Source organism: Croceicoccus hydrothermalis (genome assembly GCF_022378335.1).
GTDB lineage: Bacteria > Pseudomonadota > Alphaproteobacteria > Sphingomonadales > Sphingomonadaceae > Croceicoccus > Croceicoccus hydrothermalis.
Genome location: NZ_JAIQCI010000014.1, coordinates 26,986 through 49,371, shown reverse-complemented (window position 1 = coordinate 49,371; position 22,386 = coordinate 26,986). Strand labels below are relative to the sequence as shown.

Genomic DNA, 22,386 nt, shown 5'->3' with positions numbered 1-22,386 from the left:
AACAAATCGAAGGTGGCCAAGCAGCCTGTGCCGGTTATCGTAAGCGGCACGAATTTTTCCGAATCGCAGCGGATCAAATCTATGCAGGACAACGACCAGCCTTTCGAGGACCCCGATGCCTGGCGCAGCAGGATGCCGACCTCGCTCAACGAGCAACGGCACACGCGCCCCGCCGACGCAGGTCGAAAAACGCATGCCGGATGGGGGCACCGCGCCCGATTGCGCAAGCGGCTGATCGAGGGGGATCACGATTCGCTGGCGGATTACGAGGTCGTCGAATTCCTCCTGTTCGCCGCGATCGAACGGCGCGATACAAAGCCGCTGGCCAAAAGGCTGCTCGAACATTTCGGGTCGATTTCGGCCTTGCTCAACGCCGATCCGAACGAATTGCGGCGAATCTACGGGGTCGGGGACATGGTGATCGGCGCGCTCAAGATCGCGCTTGTCGCGTCCAAACACCTCGCCGCGACCGAGCTTCGGCAGGCGCCGGTGCTCAACAACTGGAAAACGCTGCTCAACTATCTTGCCACCGATCTCAACCATCTGAAGCGTGAGCGGGCGCGCGTGCTCTATCTCAATGGCAAGCTGGAACTGATCAAGGACGAACATCTGAGCGACGGATCCATCAGCGAATCCGCGATGCACCCGCGCGAGGTCATTCACCGGGCCTGTAATCTGGGAGCGACCGCGCTCATCCTCGTGCACAACCACCCCAGCGGCGATCCCGAGCCGAGCCAGGCCGATATCAAGCTGACCAACCGCATCGCGGAGGCGGGGCGCTTGATGGACGTCACCGTCGTCGATCACATCATCATGAGCAGCAGCGGCCACGTCTCCATGAAGGAAAGGGGCCATATCTGAAGCAGCGGCGAGCAATGGTCCGCAAATGGACCCGATAGTGCGGAACCGACCCCCGGATTACGCGATTGCCCCTATCCGCTCCGCAAGGCCGACTTTTAATATTGGGCATAGTTATCAAGACGTCAGATGCGCCGCGACAATTTGGCGTATCGGACTTGTTTTGATCTTTCCGGAGAAACGTATTCCACGTTCTTCGGGTACAAGCGGGCGGATCCGATCCGCGCGGGGTATCAGGGTGACACGCAAGGACGCATCCCGGCGCCATATTCGGCGGACCGGCTCTGTCCGACATCATGGAGTCAGCCGGAATGAGCGGGATCGCTCGTTCGCCCCGCGTTTCTCGATGGTCCCGGGGGGCAGAAGATGAAAAATTCCATTCACGAGCGCGTCGGTTTTTACGAGTTGGACAATGCCGACGGCCGCTTGCAGAAGCTGGGACGCAAGCTCGACAAGTTTCTCGATAGCGCGATTTCGCGATTCTACGCCAAGATTCAGGGCACGCCCCATCTCGCCGCGATGTTTTCCGGCGGTCAGCAGATCTCGCGTGCCAAGTCGGCGCAGAAAGCCCACTGGCAAAAGCTGTTTTCGCAAGGGCTGAACGATGCCTATCTCGAACGGTCGAAAGTCATTGGCGAGGTTCACGCCCGCATCGACCTGAAGCCGAAATGGTATATCGGTGGCTACTCGCTCATCCTCGATGAAACGATCCACGCACTCATCGCGCCGGGGGTACAGCGTTTCCTGCCCGGTCGCAAAAAGCTGGCGGAGGAAGTCTCGCTCCTGGTTCGCGCATCGTTGCTCGACATGGATATCGCACTTTCGGCCTATTTCGACCAGAACGAGCGGAACATTCATCTCGTCATCGAATCGATGAGCAAGTCGCTTTCCCGGCTGGCCGAAGGCGACCTCACCACCCGCATGTCCGAACTTCCCAGCGAATTCGCGCAGGCGGAAAAGGATTTCAACATGGCGATGGAATCGCTGCAGGAGACCATGCTTGCGGTGATTTCCGGGGTGCAGTCGATGTCGACCGCCTCGGCCGAGATCCGCGCCGCATCGGACGACCTCGCCAATCGCAACGAACAACAGGCCGCCAGCCTCGAGGAAACGGCCGCGGCCATGAACCAGGTCACCGGCATCGTGAAGGAAACCGCCGGCCGCGTCGTCGAGGTGCAGCGCTCCATCAGCGCCGCGCATGAAGAGGCGACCGACGGCGGCAAGGTCGTGGAAAAAGCGACCGCCGCCATGGGCGAGATCGAAACATCGTCGCAGGAAATCTCCCAGATCATCAGCGTCATCGACGGCATCGCGTTTCAGACCAATCTCCTCGCGCTCAACGCCGGGGTCGAGGCGGCACGGGCCGGCGACGCGGGCAAGGGCTTTGCCGTCGTCGCGAACGAGGTTCGCGCATTGGCGCAGCGGTCGGCGGACGCGGCCAAGGACATCAAGGACCTCATCACAAACAGCTCCAAGCAGGTCACCAATGGCGTGAAGCTGGTCGGGGAAACCGGCGAGCTTTTGACCAAGATCGTCGGACGCGTGGGCGAAGTCAGCGGCTCTGTCGACGAGATCGCGGTGTCGGCGGAAACGCAATCCGCCAATCTCATGCAGGTGAACCTCGCCGTTGGCCGGATGGACACCATGACGCAGCAGAACGCCGCCATGGTCGAGGAATCGACCGCAGCGGCCCGCAGCCTCGCCAATGAGTCGCAGGAACTGACCGAACTGGTCTCCACCTTCCGCACGAGCGAGAGCGGAACGGCGACGCGCCCCTCCCTCGCCAATGACAATAGCCGCAACAATCGGACAGGGACGCACGGGTAAGCGGGGGCGAACGACACGACAGGAGCATGAGGGGCGCGGCGGGTCGGGACCGCCGCGCCCCTTTTGTATCGCATCCTTGCAGTCGGTTCGTTCCGGTCTAGGGTGGCGATCCTTTTGATGCTTCGGGATCGTTCATGAAACTCGCAATCTGTCTCCTTACGTCCACGCTCCTTTCCACCACGGCCCTGGCGCAGAGCGCCGCGCCGCAGGAGCGGGCGAACCCTGTCGAACAGACCGAAACGACGGAGGATCAGAACCGGCGCCCCGTCACCGCTCCCGATCCGCTGCCCCGGCAAACGCCCGAGGACGGCCCGACCGGTGCCGCGATCGCGGCGGATGCCGAGCCTGCGGCTTGGGACGTGAACGCCCCACCGGGCGTCGCGCTCAAACAGGTGCCGATCCGCACCGACGAAGGCACGTGGATCGACGTCGACGTATCGCCCGATGGACAGACCCTCGCCTTCTCCCTGCTCGGCGATATCTACACCATGGGGATCGCGGGCGGCACGCCGACCCGCATCGCCGAGGGGCTGGCATGGGAGGTGCAGCCGCGCTTTTCCCCCGATGGTCGGCGCATTGCCTTCACCTCCGACCGGGGCGGCGGCGATAATATCTGGCTGATGAATGTGGACGGGTCGGACAAACGGCAGCTCACGAAGGAGGATTTCCGCCTTCTCAATCAACCGACATGGTCGCCTGACGGGCAATTCATCGCTGCGAAGAAGCATTTCACCACCGGCCGCTCGCTCGGCACCGGTGAGGTATGGCTCTATCACGTGTCCGGCGGAAGCGGCGTCGCATTGGTGGAACGCCCGAACGAGCAGCATCAGAAGGAACTGGGCGAGCCGATCTACGCCCCCAATGGCAATGCTATCTACTACACGCGCAATGTCACGCCGGGCCCGATCTTCGAATATGCGCAGGATTCGAACACCGATCTGTTCGACATCGAACGGTACGACCTTGTCCATGACGAGGTGACCACGGCGGTCGCCGGGCTTGGCGGCGCGGTGCGGCCCACCCCCTCCCCCGACGGGTCGAAGATCGCCTTTGTCCGGCGCGAAAATACGCGCTCCAAACTCTATGTGAAGGATCTCGATACCGGCGCGACGCGCAAGATCTACGACGATCTCGATCAGGACGTGCAGGAAACCTGGGCGGTCACGGGTGTCTATCCCAACATGGACTGGATGCCCGACAGCCGGTCGATCGTGTTCTGGGCCGGTGGCAAGATCCGGCGGGTGGACGCAGACGGATCGAACGCCCGCACCATCCCCTTTGCCATCGACGACACGCGCGCCATCGCCAGCGCGCCGCATCCCGTCATCCCGGTCGAGCAGGCCGAGGTCGCGGTGACGATGCCGCGTTTCGCCGCGGTATCGCCCGATGGGCGCACCGTCGTCTTCGAAAGTCTGGGCCGCCTGTACACCATGCCCGCGGGCGGCGGCGCGATGCGGCGTATGACGGACGACGATGCACTGGAACTCTACCCCAGCTGGTCACGGGACGGATCGCGCATCGTCTATATCCGCTGGACCGACGAGGGGTTGGGCGAGATCCGCACCATCGGCGCGAACGGGCGCGGGGGGCGCACCGTCACCGACCGGCCCGGCCATTATGCACGGCCTGCCTTTTCCCCGGACGGTCGCACCATCGTTTTCGAACGCGGCGAAGGCGGCTATCTGACCGCCCCGGAATATAGCGACGATCCCGGCGTCTATCGCATCGCGGCGACAGGCGGCGCGCAGACGCTGATCGCGCGGGGGATGGCGGCGCCCCATTTCGCGGCATCGAACGACCGTATCTTCATGACGGGCTCCGCCGATGGCGCGCAGACCTTGGTATCGACCGACCGCAACGGCGAAGCGCAGCGTGTTCATGCGAAGGGCGAACTCGTCACCGGATACAGCGTATCGCCATCCGGGCGGTATTTCGCGTTCACCGAAAACTTCGATGCCTATGCGATGCCGCTGATGCCGGGCGGGCAGGCGGTGACGATTTCGGCCACGGCCAAGGATCTGCCCGTGGTCGAATTGTCCGACACGGCGGCGGATTACGTCCATTGGTCCAATGATGGGGAGCGCGTTCACTGGTCGCTCGGCCCGACGCTCTACACCGCCGCATTGGCAGAGGTCTTTCCCGCCGCACCGCCGGCGGAGGGACAGGATCGCGCGGCCTTTACGCCGCCGCAGACCGGCGTGTCGATGCTCCGCACCGAACCGGCGGCGATCGCGTCGGGCATGCTGGCGATCACCGCGGCGAAGGTCGTCACCATGGCGGGAGAAGATGGCGGCATCGTCGACAATGCGGTCGTGCTGATCCGTGACGGGCGCATCGTTTCGGTCGGGCCGGCGGCAACGACGACCATTCCTGCAGGCACGCCGACCATCGAGGCCGTGGGCAAGACCATCGTCCCCGGCTTCGTCGATGCGCATGCCCACGGCGCCTATGCCGATGGAGAGCTTGTCCCGCAGCAGAACTGGAGCCTCATTCAGAACCTCGCGCTCGGCACCACGACGATCCACGATCCGTCGAGCGGGACGAGCTTCTTCGTGGCGGAGGACATGCAACGCACCGGTCGCCTGCTCGGCCCGCGCATGTTTTCGACCGGCCGCATCATCTATGGCGCGCGGGCGCCGGGTGCCTATGCGCAGATCGACACGCTGGACGACGCGCTCGACCATGTGCGCCGGTTGAAGGCCGAAGGCGCACCGAGCGTGAAGAACTACAATCAACCCCGCCGTGACCAGCGGCAGATGGTGGTGGAGGCCGCGCGGCAGGAGAACATGCTCGTCGTGGCGGAGGGCGGCTCGCTCTACGGCATGGACATGAACCTTGTCGCCGATGGTAATTCCACGCTTGAGCACAATATCCCGGTGGGCACGATCTACGCCGACGTGCTGCAATTCTTTGGCCAGTCGAACACCAATTATACGCCGACGCTGGTGGTGGGTTATGGCGGGCTGGCTGGCGATCCCTATTGGCGCCAAGCGACCGACGTGTTCGCGCAGCCCTTGTTGCAGGCGCATACCCCGCCCGCGATCCTGCGCGCGGACAATGCCCGGCGCACCACCGCACCGGAGGGCGATTTCATCGATGACGATGTCGCGCGCGAGGCGAAGAAGATCGCGGATACCGGCGTGCTCGTCTCCATCGGCGCCCATGGGCAGCAGGCAGGGATCGGCACGCATTGGGAAATCTGGTCCTTCGTGCGCGGCGGCATGACCGAGCTGGAGGCGCTACAGGCCGCGACGATCGTGCCCGCGCGTTCGTTGGGGATGGACCGGGAAATTGGCTCGCTCGAACCGGGAAAGCTTGCCGATCTCGTCATTCTCGACGGCGATCCGCTCGCCAATATCCGCAATACGGAGCGCGTGAACACGGTCGTTCTGGGCGGGCGTGCCTATGACGCGGCAACCATGAACGAGATCGTGACCGGCGAAAGGGTCCGGGCGCCTTATTGGTGGGAGTGATCGCCGACGCCGCCCCTTTGCCGGGGCGGCGTCCATGAAAAAAAGGCGCGGGAGGCAATTTGCCACCCGCGCCTTTTTCGCATTCGGTTGCCGGCGTGGTCTTACGCGGGCAGTGCCTTTTTTGCCTGCGCGATGATCGCGGTGAAGGCCGCGCTTTCATTCATGGCGAGATCGGCCATCACCTTGCGGTCAAGCTCGATACCGGCGAGCTTCGTGCCGTGCATGAACTGCGAATAGGTCAGGCCTTCGGCGCGGACCGCGGCATTGATACGCTGAATCCACAGGGCGCGGAAATTGCGCTTCTTAACCTTGCGATCGCGATAGGCGTATTGCCCGGCCTTTTCGACGGCCTGACGTGCGACGCGAATCGTGTTCTTGCGGCGGCCCCGGTAACCCTTGGCCTGTTCGAGAAGCCTTTTGTGCTTCTGACGCGTGGTCGTACCACGTTTGATGCGTGCCATTGTCTATCCCTCCTCAGTTCAGCCCGTAGGGCGCCCATTTCTTGATGGTCGCGGTGTCCGCATCGGACAACACCTTCGTGCCGCGCTGCTGGCGGATATACTTGGCGTTATGGCTCATCAAACGGTGGCGCTTGCCGGCCACGCCATGCTTGACCTTGCCGGTCGCGGTGAGCTTGAAGCGCTTCTTCACGCCGCTCTTCGTCTTGAGCTTGGGCATTTTCGTCTCCTTGAATAGAAACACGTCCGACCAGCCCTGGCAGCCCTTGTCGCCAGGCCGGCTTTGGAAATCACGTGTCGATGGAAGCCGCGCGCATAACCGGGCGCACCGAACATTGCAAGCCTTCGCGCACCCTATCGCAGGGAATCGAGCATGAAGGTGATCGACCAGCACAGCCCGAGCGCGATGCCCATCATCGGCCACGACCAGTACGTGCTCCAGTCGCCGATGATGACCCAGTGCACGTTGAGCACGCCGGCGCGCGTCCCCTGCACCGCCGCGACCTCCGCCACGATCCAGGTCAGGAGGGCCGCCGGAAAAATCGCCTTGAACAAAGATATCACGATTCGTTCGTCCGTCGTCCCCGGCCCATGCGAACGCGATGGTTCGCATGGAAATGCTTAACAACGCATGAGAGCCATCCTAATGGTGACAGGCAAGCGCCTCAACCACCTCTTCGAGCCGCGCCGGTTCGCCCAGCGCGATGACGTGCCCGTCGCTGTCCGCGTGGAGCGGATCGCCATTCCAGTCGGCCATGGTCCCGCCCGCGCCCTCGACGATGGGGACCAGCGCGGCCCAGTCGTAAAGCTTCAGCCCGGCCTCGGCCACGATGTCGAGCTGCCCTGTCGCCAGCATGGCATAATTGTAGCAATCGCCGCCCATCACCATGCGCCTGTGATCGGTCTTTGCCGCAAGCGCCATGAAATGTTCGCCGTCGTGATCGTCGAAATAATGCGGCCCGGTGGTGGCCAGCGTCGCCTCGCCAAGCTCGCGGCAGCGGCGCGTGCGCACCTCGGCCCCGTTCAGCGTCGTCGGCAGCCCCGCCGCCCCGATCCAGCGTTCGCGCGCGATCGGTTGATCCAGCACGCCAAGCACCGGCCAGCCATCCACCATCAGCGCGATCAGCGTGCCGAACATTGCCCTTCCGGCGAGGAAACCCGCCGTGCCGTCAATGGGGTCAAGCACCCATTGGCGTTTCGCCCCGGGGCGATCGACACCGTATTCCTCGCCAATGATGCCGTCATCGAGCCGCTCGGCGGTGAGAATTTCGCGCATTGCGGCCTCCGCCTCCCGGTCGGCGACGGTGACCGGGCTGGCATCGCCCTTGCGCTCTGTATCCAGGGCGGTGCGGAAATGCGGGCGAATCGCCGCGCCCGCCGCATCGGCCAGACGCTGCGCCAGCGCGATATCGTCCGCGATCCGCATCAGTCGAACAGGCTCGACACGCTGCTTTCATCGGCGATGCGGCGGATCGCCTCGCCGATGAGCGTGGCGATGGACAGGATGCGGATCTTGTCGCTGTCGCGCGCGGCGTCGGTTGCGCGAATCGTGTCGGTAATGACAAGCTCGGTCAGCGCGCTGCCCGAAACCTTCGCCACCGCGCCGCCCGAAAGCACGCCATGGGTGATATAGGCCGCGACCGATTTCGCCCCCTGGTCGAGCAACGCCTGCGCCGCGTTGCACAGCGTGCCGCCCGAATCGATGATATCGTCGATGAGGATGCAATGCCGCCCCTCGACCTCGCCGATGATGTTCATCACCTCCGATTCGCCGGGACGGTCGCGCCGCTTGTCCACGATGGCGAGCGGCGCATTCTCGAGCCGCTTCGCAAGGGCGCGCGCGCGCACCACGCCGCCCACGTCGGGCGATACGACCATCAGATCCTGATCGCCGTAGCGCGCCTGAATATCCGCGGCCATCGCGGGCGCGGCGTAAAGATTGTCGGTCGGAATGTCGAAGAAGCCCTGAATCTGTCCGGCGTGCAGATCGACCGACAATACCCGGTCGGCCCCGGCGCGGGTGATGAGATCGGCAACCAGCTTGGCCGAGATCGGCGTGCGCGGGCCGGGCTTGCGGTCCTGCCTTGCATAGCCGAAATAGGGGACGACCGCCGTGATCCGCCGCGCCGACGCGCGTTTGAGCGCATCGATGCAGATCAGCAGTTCCATGAGATTGTCATTGGCGGGAAAGCTGGTCGACTGCACGACGAACACATCCTCGCCGCGAACGTTCTCGTGAATTTCGACGAAGATTTCCTCGTCCGCGAAACGCCGCACGCTGACATCGGTCATCGGCGTTTCGAGATAGCCCGCGATGGCCCGCGCCAGCGGCAGGTTGGCATTGCCCGACATGATCTTCATTGCGCGTTCCCGCTATTGGTCGAAAGCGGCACCGGTCCGGGCCGTCCGTTGGTGATCCCTCAATGGCTTGCGTCCCTAGCGCACGGTCGCACAATTGCAACATTGGGCGCGCCTCTGCACACGATAAAGGGGCCGCAACGGTCATGCCGCGCGGCACCTTTGTCCAGTCCGGATTAAAGACGCGCGGCCTATCGCGCCCCGCTGCTCCACCGCTCACCCGTTGTGATGTTCGCCCCGGACCCAGCGCACCGTGCCGGACGAGGCGCGCATGACGACGCTCTCGGTGGTGACGAGCCCGCCCTTGCGCCGCTTCACCCCTTCGAGCAGCGAACCGTCGGTCACCCCGGTCGCAGCAAAGATGCAGTCACCGCGTGCCAGATCGGTGAGATCGTAGATCCGGTCGAGATCGTCGATTCCCCATTTGGCCGCGCGCGCCCGTTCATCGTCATTGCGGAACAGAAGCCGCCCCTTGAACTGCCCCCCGACGCAGCGCAGCGCAGCGCAGGCCAGCACCCCTTCGGGTGCGCCGCCCGACCCCATGTAGATGTCGATGGTGGTGTCGGGATCGGTCGTCGCGATTACGCCGGCAACGTCGCCATCGGGGATCATCACGATGCCGCAGCCCAGCGCACGCAATTCGGCAATGATCTTTTCATGGCGCGGACGGTCGAGCACGCAGGCGATGATCTCGTGCGGCTCCACGCCCTTCGCCTTGGCGACCGCCTTCACGTTTTCGGTCGGGCTCTTGTCGAGGTCGATTACATCGGGGGGATAGCCGGGGCCGACTGCGATCTTGTCCATATATACGTCGGGCGCATTGAGCAGGCACCCTTCCTCCGCCGCGGCCAGCACGGCGAGCGAATTGGGCCCCGCCTTCGCGGTGATCGTCGTTCCTTCGAGCGGGTCGAGCGCGATGTCGATCTTGGGCCCGGTCCCCGGCGCGCCGCCGACCTTCTCCCCGATATAGAGCATGGGCGCCTCGTCCCGCTCGCCCTCGCCGATGACGACGGTGCCATCCATGTAAAGCTCGTCGAACGCCTTGCGCATGGCTTCGACGGCGGCGGCGTCGGCGGCCTTCTCATCGCCGCGCCCGACCAGACGGGAGGCCGCCATCGCCGCCGCCTCCGTGACACGGACCATTTCGAGAACGAGCACACGGTCGAGAGCATTGCTGGGCACGGGCTTGGTCACGTCGGTGTTCCTGTCGCTGTTGGCGGAATGCGGGCGTGCGGCGCATGAAAACAGGCGCCGACCCGCGCTTTATTATACGAATGCAAACAGGGATAAAGCCCGCCCGACCCTATTGCTTGAGAATATGCATGACGAGCGGCGCCTCGACCAGGCTGGGCGAGCCGGAAAGCAGTTCGACCGCCTTGTCGACGCAGGCTTCCTCGCCCTCGTGCGTGACCATCGCGACGAGCACGGGTCCGTCGCCCGCGCCCTTCTGAATGAGGCTCTCGATCGAGACGCCCGCATCGCGCATCGCCGCCGCCAGCTCGGCCAGCACGCCGGGCTTGTCGACCACCTGAAAGCGCAGATAGGCCTTGCCGGTGCGGTGGCCGGTCTGTGCAGGCGCAGTGGGGTTAAGCTCGGACACGGGGATGGAGAACGGCGCGCCGATTTCGCCGCGCGCAATGTCGATGATGTCGGCGACGACCGCGCTCGCCGTCGGCCCGTCGCCGGCGCCCGCCCCCTGAAACAGCAGGCGACCCGAAAAATTGCCCTCCGCGACGACGGCATTGGTCGCGCCGTCGACATGGGCGAGCGGGTGGTCCTTGGGCACGAGAAAAGGGTGGACACGCTGGAACAGGCGGACCGTGTCGCCGTCCGCCGCATCGGTGGCCGGTTCGACATTCGCCATACCCAGAAGCCGAATCACGTAGCCCAGGGCATCGGCCTGCGCGATGTCGGCAGACAGGATGCGGCGGATGCCGTCGGCCCCGACATTCGCGAAGTCGAGCTCGGTTCCAAAGGCGATGCTGGCCATGATCGACAACTTGTGCCCCGCATCGATCCCGTCGATGTCGAAGCTGGGGTCCGCCTCGGCATAGCCCATGGCCTGCGCCTCGGCGAGGACGTCGGCGAAATCGGCGCCGGTATCCTCCATCGTCGAAAGGATGTAATTGCACGTCCCGTTGAGAATGCCGTAAACCCGCTCGATCGCGTTGGCGGCGGCCCCCTCGCGCAGACCCTTGATCACCGGAATGCCGCCGGCGACCGCGGCCTCGAACTTCATGGCGACGCCCGCGGCCTCGGCCTCGCGGGCAAGCGCGAGGCCATGATGCGCGACCATCGCCTTGTTCGCGGTGACGAAGCTCTTGCCCTGCGCCACCGCCCGCCGCGCCAGCGTCAGCGCCGGCCCGTCGGATCCGCCGACCAGTTCGACCACCACATCGACATCGTCGCGCGCGGCCATCGCGGTCATGTCGTCCTCCCATGCATAGGGCGACAAGTCCACGCCGCGATCCTTGCCGCGATCGCGCGCACTCACGGCGGTAATGCAAATTTCGCGTCCGGCCCGGCGGGTCAGCAGATCGGCATTGGTCTCGATCAGGCGAATGACCCCGGCACCCACGGTGCCAAGGCCGGCAAGGGCGATGCGCAGCGGCTCGGTCATTGAATAGTGTCCTCCTTTTGGCCGGAGCGGGTTAGGCGAGCAAACGCCCGTTGGCCAGAGGGGAACCGCAATAGTCTTGCGCCAGGGCGGTGACGCACGTCATCGGGCGTGCCGAACAGCGCCCTTCGATCGTAATTTCAGAATACCCGCGTCCGTTCGCACGTGCCCAGCTCCTCGATGACGAGCGCATAATCGGCCACGGCAGCCTCCCGGTGTGCCGGATTGGCCGAGGACAGCGCCGATTGCGGCAAATTCGCCGGAAGCGCGCAGGCAAGCCGGTACCACGCCAGCGTACCGCGTTCGGGTGGGCGACTGTCGGAATTGACCAGCTCGCCAATCGAAAGACCCCAGCGCGGCGCCTGCCCCGGGCGGCGGACGATGGTGATGGAGGCCGCTTCCTCGCCCGGCGTGTCGAGGAAGATCTGCGTCTCGCCCTCTCCGGCGAGATTGCCGGGGGTGTGCCACGCATCGCGCACACCCGTCACGACCGGCGGCGCGGCCGGGTCGAGCAATTGCGCCGCCAATTCGCGCAGCCTTGCCGTACCCACCGCCTCGACCGGGAGCATCGCGTCGGGCGCGACAAGCTGCAATTCACCGGGGCGCCCGGGCACGGGGCGCGCAAATAGCACGACATCGCGATTCTTGAGCTTGGGCACCTTGCCGCGCCGGTCGCGCCGGACGTCGGCAAGGAATCTGAGCTTTTCCCCCACCGGGGTCGTACCCGCGATAAGGCGATCCGTTTCGACCTCCACATATACCCGTGCCCAGCCCGCGCGAACCGGCCCCGTGCGGTCGTCATCGAGCGTGCTGGCCCGCCGGACGGTGCCCAGCACGGTCAGCGGCGCACCGGCCGCCAGATCGACGAGGTCGGCATAGGGAAGCTGCGATTCGACAGGGGCGTTCGCCTGCGTCGTGGACGGCTGCGCGATGGTCGGGACGGACAAGGTCGCGAGCGACATCGACCCTGTCAAAAAAGCCAGTGTCAGGCCGCGACCGAAGGATACTTGCATAAGGCTACACCAGGTTTGCGGATGCGCCGCCCGTAGGTGGCGCGAGAACATCGAACCGGGCAGGCCTTCCATGTCATAAACTGTCCGCACAAAGAACAACAGACGTGCTGAATTAAGGGTTAATCGACAAAGCAATTGCGTGGGTGCCGCTTCGCCGTTAAAGCTTCGATCATTAGCCGGCTTGAGACCGGTTTGCGTTTTGCGCGGGTTCAACGGTTTGCGGGACATTTGGCGTCCTGCCTGCCGGCAGCCCTCGCCCGGTACAGCCGGCAGGGGTATACATGGGGCGTACGATCCGGTCGACAAGACCGGTTCGTTCTTTTTACACGGCCGTTCGCATCCGCGTTCTGCCCGGGGAAGTAATGGAGTGATGCATCTGAATGGCTTACGCTGACCAACAGATGAGCGGCAACAAGATTGCCGCGATCGTGATTGTCGCCTTGCTGCATGTCGTGGCAATCTACGCCCTGGTGACCGGCCTGGCGTTCGAGGCGGTCGAGAAAATCAAGGAAACGGTGACCGCGGTCAATATCGAGGATCCGCCGCCACCGCCGCCGCCGCCGCCGCCGCCGCCGCCGGAGGAGCCGCAGCCGCAGCCGGTTGCGCCGCCGCCGCCCGTCGCGCCGCCGCCGGCGGTCCGGATCGAACGGCCCGCGCCGCAGATCGACACCGTCCGCACACCGCCGCCGCCGGCTCCGCCCGTGCTGCGCATCCCGCCGCCTGCGCCCGTTCGCGCACCGGCACCGGTACCAGCACCGCCGGCTCCGCCGCCCGCGCCGTCCAAGGCCCGCGGTGCGAGCCCCGACGGACAGAGCGGCTGGGCCCGCCGGATTCAGGAAAATTATCCGAGCCGTGCGATCCGTAACGAAGAAGAAGGCACCGTTGGCGTTCGCGTCACCGTGGGGACCAACGGACGCGTGACCGCGTGTTCGGTTACCCGGTCGAGCGGTTCGTCCAGCCTCGACGAGGCGGCATGCGAAGGCATGGAGCGTTATGCACGCTACGATCCCGCACTGAACGATGCCGGAAACCCGATTTCTTCGACGGTGAACACCGCCATTACCTATCGTCTCAATTGATCGGCAGGGCGGATGAACCTGCGTCCGCCCGGCCATTCTCCCTCATCAAATATTCGATCATAAGGAATTAACCCAATGCTCATCGAAATCCTTGCCGCGGCCGGCGAAGCCGCTCCGCAGAACAAGTTCGGTTTTGCCGAAGCGCTCGAGCAGGGCGGTTTCATCGCCTACGCCACCGTCGCCATTCTCGGCGTGATGTCCTTCGGTTCGTTCTACATCCTGTTCACGAAATGGTTCGAGCAGAACAAGATCCTGAAACAGGGCCGCGAAGTGCGCACATCCTTCTGGCGCGCGCCCTCGCTGCGCGAAGGCGCCGGCAAGCTCGGCAAGAACACCGCCTATCGTCAGCTCGTCGATGACGGCATCGCCGCGCAGGAACAGCACACCAAGATGACCGACAGCCTCGAAGCGCACGATTGGCTGCACGGCTCGCTCGCCCGGTCGGAAGCGATGGTCAATGCCCGCCTCGCCGGTGGCCTGCCCTTCCTCGCCACCGTCGGCGCGACCGCACCGTTCATCGGTCTGTTCGGTACCGTGGTCGGCATCTACCGCGCTCTGATCAACATCGGCATCGCCGGTTCGGCCTCGATCGATAAGGTCGCCGGCCCCGTCGGTGAAGCTCTGATCATGACCGCGCTGGGTCTACTCGTCGCCGTTCCGGCCGTGCTCGCCTACAACTACCTGCAGTCGCGCAACAAGCGCATTGCCGAGCAGCTCAACGGCTTCTCGACCGACGTGCTCGCCAACATCACCTCGGGCGGCAATGTGAAGCCCGCGATCGCGACCGCTTCGACCAAGACCGCGACGACCTCGGCCGGTGCCACGACGAAGAAGCCGGCCACCGCGCCCGCGACCGGCACGACCACGACCACCACCACGGTCAAGAAGTAAGCGTTACCCGGCGGCGCCGTGATCGGTGCCGCCGGTCTGCCCCTCGGGGCCAATTCTCCTGTCGCCCTCCCCATGCACGAGGCGACAGGCGGCATGTTCCCGAACAGGGAGCGAACAAGTACGAGATAGGATGAGATAATGGCGATTTCTGCGGGATCCGGCGGCGAAGGCGCCCCGATGTCCGACATCAACACCACGCCACTCGTTGACGTGATGCTGGTGCTCTTGATCATCTTCCTGATCGCGGTTCCCGTCGCGATCCAGACGATCGAAAATCTGGAGATACCGGTGCTGGTGTCCGAGGAATCGCAGGACAAGGTGGAAAACCTTCTTCTGTCGGTGACCTCCACGGATTCGGCCGGCCGCAGCCCGGGTGAACCCGGCTATACCGGTGCATCGCGCGACGGCCAGTGCCGCGTGTATTTCAACAATATCGTGCCCGTCAGCTCGGACGAATTGCAGGAGCAGGCGTTCGACCGTCTCGACGCGATCATCGAGCGCGAAGGTGGCCCCGAGGCCATCGCCAACGATCCGGAAAAGATCCCCCAGGTGCATATTCGCGGCGACGTCGACGCGCCCTGGAAATGCGTGGCCGGCGCGATCTATCAGATCCAGGCCGCGGGCTATCCCACTGTCGGGTTCATCTCGAACCCGGTCGAACCCTAAGGAGACGATACCATGGCAATGTCAGGTGGTTCCGACGATGGTTCGCCGATGATGGAAATGAACACGACGCCGTTGATCGACGTCATGCTCGTTCTCCTCATCATGTTCATCATCACCATTCCTGTCGCGACTCATGCGGTGAATATCGACCTCCCCGCACCGAGCGACAATCCCTCCAACCCGCCGGTCAATCCGGTCAAGAACAAGGTCGTCCTGACCCAGAACGACGAGATTCTGTGGAACGGCGAACAGGTTTCGGACAATCAGCTCGTCTCGCTGCTCAATGAATCGCTGGCGCTGCCGGTGGAGCCGGAGCTGCAGTTTCAGCCCGAGGAGTTCGCGCGTTACGAACTGTCGGCCAATGTGCTTGAAATCATCAAGGCATCGGGCGCGACGAAATTCGGTTTTGTCGGCAACGAACAATATCGCGATTTCGGCAAGGCGGGTGTTCAGCCCGGCGCGTAACACGTCAAAAACCATCGAACACGAAGGGCGGGCCGCTTGGTCTGCCCTTTTTTCGTCAGCGTTCCCGCCGTTCGCCCGGCGTCATCGCAGCCGATGCCAGCGTTTCCGCCTCCACCAGAAGGTCATCGTCCGCCGAACCGGCCGGCGTGCGTTCGCGCCCGATGCCAACCATCACCGGTACCGCCATCGGGCTTACGCGGTCGAGCTCGACATGCACGAGCTGTCCCGCCGCACGGTCGAGCAGATCGCCGACGCGGCCCACATCGGTCATGCGTGTCCGGGCATCGGCCCATGCCGCCTCGATCAGCACATGATCCGGTTCGTATTTGCGCAGCACGTCATAGATCAGATCGGTGGAGAACGTGACCTGCCGCCCCGTCTTGCGCTTGCCCGGCTGTTGCCGTTCCACCAGGCCGGAAATCACCGCCACCTCGCGAAACGCGCGGCGCAGGAGATGCGAGTTGAGCACCCACTCGACAAATTCATGGGCCAGAATATCGGGCGAAAGAAGCGCAGCCGGTTCGCGAATGGGCTTCAGCCCCCACACCGCCAGCGAATAGTCATTGGCCACGAAACCCAGAGGCGAAAGGCCGCGATCCTCCATCCGCCGGGTGATCAGCATGCCGAGCGACTGGTTCGCGTTCCATCCTTCGAACGTATAGAACACGCTATATTCGCGGCCCCCGTGGGGAAAGCTTTCGACCAGCAGCTCGCCCGGGCCGGGCAGGTGTGAACGCCAGTCCTGCACCTCAAGCCATTCGCGCACATCGTCGGGAAAGCGTGCCCAGCCCGGCCGGTCGATCAACATCGCCCGCACCCGGTCGGCGAGATGGGTGGTGAGCGGCATACGCGCGCCGCCATAGCTCGGGATCATGGCCGATATCTTTGCAGCCCGAACGATGACTTCCGATTCCTTGACCGCCTCCACCTCAAGATCCATGCCCGCGAACTGAAACGTATCCTTGGGCGAAAGCGTGGCGGCAAAGCGCTCCTCCACCTTGCCAAGCGCGCGACCGTTTCGAAAGCGCACCGCCATCATTTCGCCATCGAGGATGATGCCGGCATTCAGCCGGTGGCGCGCCGCCTGATCCGGATGGGTGAGCCGCCACCAGCCATCCTTCTCCCGCGTGATGCGTTGAAAGCGGTCGTACGCCCGAAGCGCATAACCACCATTGCCGACGAACGACAGAACCCGCTGCCATACCGCGTCGTCGACCCAGGCATAGGCGAGCGAGGACCGTATTTCGCGCAGGAGCGCATCCTCCTGAAAAGGGCCGGCGCATGCGCAGGCCATCACATGCTGCGCCAGCACGTCGAGCCCGCCCGGCCGGAAATCCTCGCCGTCGCGCTGGCCCTCATCCACCGCGTCGAGCGCGGCCTGCGCCTCCAGAAATTCGAAACGGTTGCCGGGCACGAGAATGGCGCGGCTGCGCTGATCGAGGCGGTGATTGGCGCGGCCGATCCGCTGCAGCAGCCGTGACGAGCCCTTGGGCGCGCCCATCTGCAACACGCAATCGATATCGCCCCAATCCACGCCGAGATCGAGGCTCGCCGTCGCGACCAGCGCGCGCAACTCGCCGCGCGCCATCGCCCCCTCGACCTTGCGCCGCGCCTCCACCGAAAGCGAGCCGTGATGCACGCCGATGGACAACGTATCCTCGTTCACGCTCCACAATTTCTGAAAGATATATTCGGCTAGGAAACGCGTATTGGTGAAGATCAGCGTCGTGCGATTGCGACGAATTTCCTCGTAGATTTGCGGTATCGCCCAGGTCGCGGCATGTCCGCCCCACGGCACGCGCTCCTCCACCGGGAGCATGATCTCGACGTCGGGCGGTGCGCCGGGTTCGCCGGTCACGTGGCGCACCGCGTCGATATCCCCCCACGGCGCAATCCATTCGCGATAGGCATCGGGCGAGGCGACCGTCGCGGAAAGGCCGACCCGCCTCATGTCCGGCGCCAGCGCCTCCAGCCGCGACAGGGCGAGCGCCAGAAGATCGCCGCGCTTGCCGGTCGCGAAGGCATGGATTTCGTCGATGACGACCCGCTTGACGCCAGCGAAAAGCTCAGCCGCATCGGGGTAGGAAATAAGCAGGGACAGCGATTCCGGCGTGGTGAGCAACACGTGCGGCGGTTTGCGCCGCTGCCGCTGCTTGCGGTTCGACGGCGTATCGCCGCTGCGCGTCTCCACCGTGATCGGCAGGCCCATCTCCTCGATCGGGGCGACGAGATTGCGGCCCACATCGGTAGCCAGCGCCTTGAGCGGCGAGATATAGAGCGTATGCAGCCCCTCCGGCGGGGGCCGCCCGTCGAGGCGATCCGTGCTGAATGCCGCCAGCGTGGGCAGGAACCCGGCCAGCGTTTTTCCCGCGCCCGTGTCGGCCGTCAGCAATGCATGATGGCCGGCATCGTCAACGTCGAGCATGTCGAGCTGATGCCGGCGGATACGCCACCCCCGCCTGTCGAACCAGCGCGCAATCTGTTGAGGAACCGCCATGTGATCCTCCAACGCACGAACCGGCCCGATGGGTTCGGCGAAACCAATTACAGCCTCAGCGATTGGGATAAAAAAAGGCCCGGCGGTTCGAAACCGCCCGGGCCATAAAGTTTGGGAGAGGATGCCTAAAAGGCTCATTCTTTGTGCACCGCAGCACCCATCTTCGCAACCGCAAAATAAACAAGCGAGTTTGTAATTTTTGCAACTAACTTTAAATCGTGGCAATTCAATGGCTTAATGCGCGTCACGGCACATAGTTAATATGACGTAAGCGGAAATTTGCAACCCGATACGGATATCATGCCGCGAATGACCCCCATCCGGGTCAGTGGCCGGCCTGTTCCCCGCGTTCGAGACCGCTTTGCGCAAGCTGCCCATCGATCTGCGCCATCAGCCGCTCCAACCCCGCCTCATTATCGCTTTCCGCCCGCGCGACGAGCACGTCCTGCGTATTGGACGCCCGCAACAGCCACCAGCCATCGTCATTGGTCACGCGCACGCCATCGGTGTCGTCGACATCGTCGGGGCTGTCGGCGAGCCGGGCCTTCACTTCGTCGATTACGGCGAACTTGCGGCTTTCATCGACCTGAAAGCGCATTTCGGGCGTGTTGATCATGTCGGGCATGGCGCCGCGCATGGCCGTCACCGACCGGTCGAGCCGCGCGCTCGCCGTCAGCAGGCGAATCCCCGCATAGAGCGCATCGTCGAACCCGTAATAGTCATGCTTGAAAAACACGTGTCCGCTCATCTCCCCGGCGAGCGGCGCGCCAGTTTCCTTCATTTTGGATTTAATCAGCGAATGGCCCGTTTTCCACATGACCGGCGTGCCACCTTTTTCCGCCACCAGATCGAACAGCGCCCGGCTGGCCTTTACATCGGCTATAATGGTGGAGTTGGGGACGATCTTCAGGAGATCCTCGGCATAGATCATGAGCAGCTGGTCACCCCAGATGACCCGCCCCTCACCATCGATCGCGCCGATCCTGTCACCGTCGCCATCGAAAGCGATGCCGAAGTCAAGCTTCTTGTCCGATACGATCGCTTTCAGATCGGCAAGGTTCTTCTCCTCGGTAGGATCTGGATGATGATTGGGGAAATTGCCATCGACGTCGGTAAACAACAGGAAGTGCTCTCCCGGAAGCTTCTGCGTGAGCAGTTCGAGCGCGGGGCCCGCCGCACCGTTCCCGGCATCCCACGCGACCCGAAGGGAGGCCAGCCGATCCTGGCAGACGGCGGGGAGCTGCCGGACGGGTTCGAGGAGGCGTTCGACATACTCCTCCATGATGTCACGGGACTCGAGCGTACCGGAACCGTCCATCCAGTCACCGGCGACAGCCATCTCACCGAGCTTGAGGATATCGGAACCGAAGAACGGCCGCCCCTGAAAGACCATTTTGAAGCCATTGTAATTGGCGGGATTGTGGCTGCCGGTTATCTGAATGCCGCCGTCAACATCTTCGGATGATGCCTCTGCATAATAAAGCATCGGGGTTGGCCCCATGCCCACGCGCACGACGTCACAACCGCTCGCGGTCAATCCCTCGCACAGGCCATGTTCGAGCGTTGGCGAGCTAACCCGCCCGTCATAGCCGACTGCCACCTTGCTGCCGCCTGCCCGGCGCAGCAACGTTGCAAAGCCACGTCCGATTGCGCGTGCATCGTCCGGGCCGAGCGTTTCGCCGATAATACCGCGGATGTCATATTCGCGAAGGACGGTGGAATCGAATGTATGAGCCATAATCACCTTTCAACAGGAGCGGGATCCGGTCCGGACCCCACGGTTTCGATAAACTGCCTCCATAGCAGGCAACCTCTGTGCCCCTGCGACGCGAAACGTCGCGCAAGCTTGCCTTCCCGGTCAGCGCGTTTCACCGCCCTTGTGTTCCAACAATAAATCTCGGGCCGCGTCAATTTCGTGAACCTTGCGCGCCGTGCCGCCGCGATCGGGATGTGCATCGTACATCAATCGCCGATGCGCCGCGACGATTTCCTCCCGCGTGGCAGTGCGCGACACGCCCAGCACGTTACGAGCCTGCGCCCGTTCCTGCGAGCGTTCGCTCCTGCGCCACAATTCCCACGGCCATGCGCGGAACAGCATCCGGCAGATCACGGCTAGGGCGATGGCAATGACGACGAATTTCATCATCCCGCCATTGCCGCATCGACCCGCGCGCCGACCTCCGGCAGGTTGAGCCCCTTGAGCAGCCCGCGCAATTCCTGCCGCGCGACGAGATGGCTGGTCGCCAGATCGCCGAGATGCCCCTTGTCGAGCAGGGTCAGACCGCTCGGAAACAATTCGCGGTAGATCACGCGTTCCGAAAGACCCGGCGTGGTGCGGAAACCGACGCGTTTCGACAATTCCGCGAGCGCCTCGTTGATGCGCCGCATGTTGCGCGCCTCGATATGCTGGGTACGGTTGCGCACCACGACCCAGTCCATTTCCTTCCTCCCGTCGTGCAGCGTGCTCAGCCCCCGCTTCTTGCGCGCTTCCCAGATCAGCTCGGCATAGAAGGAGAGGCGCTTTACCTTGAAGGTTTCGGAATCGACCTGTCCGATGAGGTCGAAATCGACGAAGCTGTCGTTGAGCGGCGTCACCAGCGTATCCGCCTTCGTCGCGACATGGCGGGCGTAGGGATCGTCCTTGCCCGGCGTGTCGAAGAGGAGGAAATCGCAGCCCTCCCCGATTTCATCGCTCAACGCGTCGAGCTCCTCGACCGAAGGACCGTCGAACACCGCCACCGCCGCACCCGGGAGCGCGATGTCGCGCCTTTGCTCGGTGCCGACGCGGTTTTCGAAATAGCGATAGAAGGTGCGCTGCCGCGGATCGAGGTCGATGGCGGCGACCTTCGCCCCCTGATAGGCGAGCGCCACCGCAATGTGCACGGCGGTGGTGGATTTGCCCGTCCCGCCCTTCTCGTTCGCGAAGACAATACGATGCGGCTGGTTCACTGGGTCGCTCTCGCTCGATTGCTGTTGTAGTTCGTTCTTACCGCCCTGCTTGCCGGTGTGGCGGGCGGGGCGTAGGTATCGCATGAAACGGTCCTGCGACCGCATATATCGTTCCTTACGGAAGGCTTTCGACCCGTGCAAACCATCCATGCGCTCAATCCACTGCGCCGCGCCCTTGCCGGGTTGCGGGAAAATGCAGGACCGGAGGCCAGCCTCGCGCTCGTCCCGACGATGGGGGCGCTGCATGACGGGCACTTGACGCTTGTAAAGGAGGCGAAACGGCGCGCCGATCTCACCGCCGTGTCCATTTTCGTGAACCCTCGTCAATTCGGCGCGAACGAGGATCTCGACGCCTATCCCCGCACGCTGCAACGCGATGCCGACATGCTTCGCGATGCCGGCGTCGATGTGTTGTGGGCGCCCGATGCCGGTGAAATTTACCCCGATGGCTATGCGACAAACGTATCGGTCGAAGGGGTGAGCGCCGGGCTTTGCGGTGCGGATCGTCCCGGCCATTTCGACGGGGTGGCGACCGTGGTGCTGAAACTGTTCAACCAGGTCAGGCCCGATCTCGCCCTGTTCGGAGAGAAGGACTGGCAACAGCTCGCCGTCATTCGCCGCATGGCGCGCGATCTCGACCTTTGCCACCCCCATGTCGATGCGATCCACGGCGTAGCCATCGTGCGGGAGACAGACGGCCTCGCCTTAAGCTCGCGCAATCGTTACCTGTCGGCAGCGCAACGCAGCGATGCTGCCGCCCTGCCCGCGGCCATGCGAGCCGCCATCGCGGACATGGCACAGGGTACGCCCGCGGACGCAGCGCTCGCCGCATTGCGGACGTCATTGCGCGGCGCGGGCTTCGACGCCATCGACTATGCCGAACTGCGCGATGCCCAAACGCTCGCGCTCGCCCATGCGCCCGGCCCGCATATCCGCCTGTTCGTCGCGGCGCGGATTGGCGGCACGCGGCTGATCGACAATATGCCGGTGCAATAGGTTTGCGCCATCGCCCCGCGCCCGATTGGTGCTTTCGCCGGGCGGCAAGCTTGCTATGGACCGGGCGAACGCGGGAACGATCGCTGCGCACCCGTGTAATAAAATAACGGGCCTGCGGAAGGCCGGAACGGAGATGATAATGGGTTCGAATGATCAGGATGAAACCGGCGGTATCGATCACCGCACGGACGGACACCGCACGGACGGGTGCGCGGACGGGGCACGCGCGGCGGCGGATC

20 protein-coding genes are annotated in these 22,386 nt (G+C 64.0%); 8 read left to right on the top strand and 12 right to left on the bottom strand.

Going from position 1 to position 22,386, the window contains the following annotated elements:
• Positions 1 to 81 precede the first annotated feature (81 nt).
• From radC to K4G67_RS09600, 3 genes are all read left to right on the top strand, one after another.
• Positions 82 to 861 (top strand): RadC family protein, encoded by a 780-nt coding sequence (gene radC, locus K4G67_RS09610; RefSeq protein ID WP_239806166.1) that lies wholly within the window; start codon positions 82 to 84, stop codon positions 859 to 861.
• 363 nt (positions 862 to 1,224) lie between these two features.
• The gene (locus K4G67_RS09605) at positions 1,225 to 2,685 is read left to right on the top strand and encodes a methyl-accepting chemotaxis protein (RefSeq protein ID WP_239806165.1); all 1,461 of its coding nucleotides are present in this window, start codon (positions 1,225 to 1,227) and stop codon (positions 2,683 to 2,685) included.
• A gap of 134 nt (positions 2,686 to 2,819) precedes the next feature.
• Positions 2,820 to 6,158 (top strand): amidohydrolase family protein, encoded by a 3,339-nt coding sequence (locus tag K4G67_RS09600; protein WP_239806164.1) that lies wholly within the window; start codon positions 2,820 to 2,822, stop codon positions 6,156 to 6,158.
• A 101-nt stretch (positions 6,159 to 6,259) separates the two neighbouring features.
• Here K4G67_RS09600 and rplT read toward each other — a convergent pair whose 3' ends face one another.
• The 8 genes from rplT to K4G67_RS09560 all read right to left on the bottom strand — a co-directional run bounded on the left by rplT (position 6,260) and on the right by K4G67_RS09560 (position 12,553).
• On the bottom strand, positions 6,260 to 6,619 hold the full coding sequence (rplT, locus tag K4G67_RS09595; protein ID WP_239806163.1) for a 50S ribosomal protein L20: 360 nt from the start codon (positions 6,617 to 6,619) through the stop codon (positions 6,260 to 6,262).
• Between the two features lie 13 nt (positions 6,620 to 6,632).
• Entirely contained in the window at positions 6,633 to 6,836 is a 204-nt protein-coding gene (gene rpmI / locus K4G67_RS09590; protein ID WP_239806162.1) for a 50S ribosomal protein L35, read from the bottom strand.
• A 134-nt stretch (positions 6,837 to 6,970) separates the two neighbouring features.
• Positions 6,971 to 7,180, bottom strand: a complete 210-nt coding sequence (locus K4G67_RS09585) for a hypothetical protein (protein WP_239806161.1) — start codon at positions 7,178 to 7,180, stop codon at positions 6,971 to 6,973.
• Positions 7,181 to 7,259: 79 nt separating this feature from the next.
• On the bottom strand, positions 7,260 to 8,042 hold the full coding sequence (locus tag K4G67_RS09580) for an inositol monophosphatase family protein (protein ID WP_239806160.1): 783 nt from the start codon (positions 8,040 to 8,042) through the stop codon (positions 7,260 to 7,262).
• Positions 8,042 to 8,977, bottom strand: a complete 936-nt coding sequence (locus tag K4G67_RS09575; protein WP_239806159.1) for a ribose-phosphate pyrophosphokinase — start codon at positions 8,975 to 8,977, stop codon at positions 8,042 to 8,044. The genes K4G67_RS09580 and K4G67_RS09575 overlap by 1 nt, the downstream gene beginning before the upstream one ends.
• Positions 8,978 to 9,190: 213 nt before the next feature.
• Positions 9,191 to 10,168: a class II fructose-bisphosphatase gene (gene glpX, locus K4G67_RS09570; RefSeq protein ID WP_338026418.1), complete on the bottom strand. Its 978-nt coding sequence runs from the start codon at positions 10,166 to 10,168 to the stop codon at positions 9,191 to 9,193.
• Between the two features lie 109 nt (positions 10,169 to 10,277).
• Positions 10,278 to 11,594: a homoserine dehydrogenase gene (locus K4G67_RS09565; protein ID WP_239806158.1), complete on the bottom strand. Its 1,317-nt coding sequence runs from the start codon at positions 11,592 to 11,594 to the stop codon at positions 10,278 to 10,280.
• A 137-nt stretch (positions 11,595 to 11,731) separates the two neighbouring features.
• Positions 11,732 to 12,553 (bottom strand): hypothetical protein, encoded by an 822-nt coding sequence (locus tag K4G67_RS09560; RefSeq protein WP_239806157.1) that lies wholly within the window; start codon positions 12,551 to 12,553, stop codon positions 11,732 to 11,734.
• Between the two features lie 431 nt (positions 12,554 to 12,984).
• Between K4G67_RS09560 and K4G67_RS09555 the strand changes: the two genes are divergently transcribed.
• The 4 genes from K4G67_RS09555 (at position 12,985) to K4G67_RS09540 (ending at position 15,705) form a co-directional block, all read left to right on the top strand.
• On the top strand, positions 12,985 to 13,683 hold the full coding sequence (locus K4G67_RS09555; protein WP_239806156.1) for an energy transducer TonB: 699 nt from the start codon (positions 12,985 to 12,987) through the stop codon (positions 13,681 to 13,683).
• Between the two features lie 75 nt (positions 13,684 to 13,758).
• A complete protein-coding gene (locus K4G67_RS09550; protein WP_239806155.1) occupies positions 13,759 to 14,574 on the top strand; it encodes a MotA/TolQ/ExbB proton channel family protein in 816 nt (271 codons plus the stop codon).
• A 138-nt stretch (positions 14,575 to 14,712) separates the two neighbouring features.
• Positions 14,713 to 15,240 (top strand): ExbD/TolR family protein, encoded by a 528-nt coding sequence (locus K4G67_RS09545; RefSeq protein ID WP_239806154.1) that lies wholly within the window; start codon positions 14,713 to 14,715, stop codon positions 15,238 to 15,240.
• Positions 15,241 to 15,252: 12 nt separating this feature from the next.
• Entirely contained in the window at positions 15,253 to 15,705 is a 453-nt protein-coding gene (locus tag K4G67_RS09540) for an ExbD/TolR family protein (protein WP_239806153.1), read from the top strand.
• A 55-nt stretch (positions 15,706 to 15,760) separates the two neighbouring features.
• On the opposite strand, the gene K4G67_RS09535 is transcribed toward K4G67_RS09540, so the two are convergent.
• The 4 genes from K4G67_RS09535 to K4G67_RS09520 all read right to left on the bottom strand — a co-directional run bounded on the left by K4G67_RS09535 (position 15,761) and on the right by K4G67_RS09520 (position 21,256).
• On the bottom strand, positions 15,761 to 18,202 hold the full coding sequence (locus K4G67_RS09535) for a ligase-associated DNA damage response DEXH box helicase (RefSeq protein ID WP_239806152.1): 2,442 nt from the start codon (positions 18,200 to 18,202) through the stop codon (positions 15,761 to 15,763).
• A 325-nt stretch (positions 18,203 to 18,527) separates the two neighbouring features.
• Entirely contained in the window at positions 18,528 to 19,940 is a 1,413-nt protein-coding gene (pgmG, locus tag K4G67_RS09530; protein ID WP_239806151.1) for a phosphoglucomutase/phosphomannomutase PgmG, read from the bottom strand.
• Positions 19,941 to 20,060: 120 nt separating this feature from the next.
• A complete protein-coding gene (locus tag K4G67_RS09525) occupies positions 20,061 to 20,348 on the bottom strand; it encodes a DnaJ domain-containing protein (RefSeq protein WP_239806150.1) in 288 nt (95 codons plus the stop codon).
• The gene (locus tag K4G67_RS09520; RefSeq protein WP_239806149.1) at positions 20,345 to 21,256 is read right to left on the bottom strand and encodes a division plane positioning ATPase MipZ; all 912 of its coding nucleotides are present in this window, start codon (positions 21,254 to 21,256) and stop codon (positions 20,345 to 20,347) included. Before K4G67_RS09520 ends, K4G67_RS09525 begins: the two co-directional genes overlap by 4 nt.
• Positions 21,257 to 21,286: 30 nt before the next feature.
• On the opposite strand from K4G67_RS09520, the gene panC reads away from it, so the two are divergent.
• Positions 21,287 to 22,147, top strand: coding sequence for a pantoate--beta-alanine ligase (gene panC, locus K4G67_RS09515; RefSeq protein WP_239806148.1), 861 nt, complete (start codon positions 21,287 to 21,289; stop codon positions 22,145 to 22,147).
• Positions 22,148 to 22,386 lie beyond the last annotated feature (239 nt).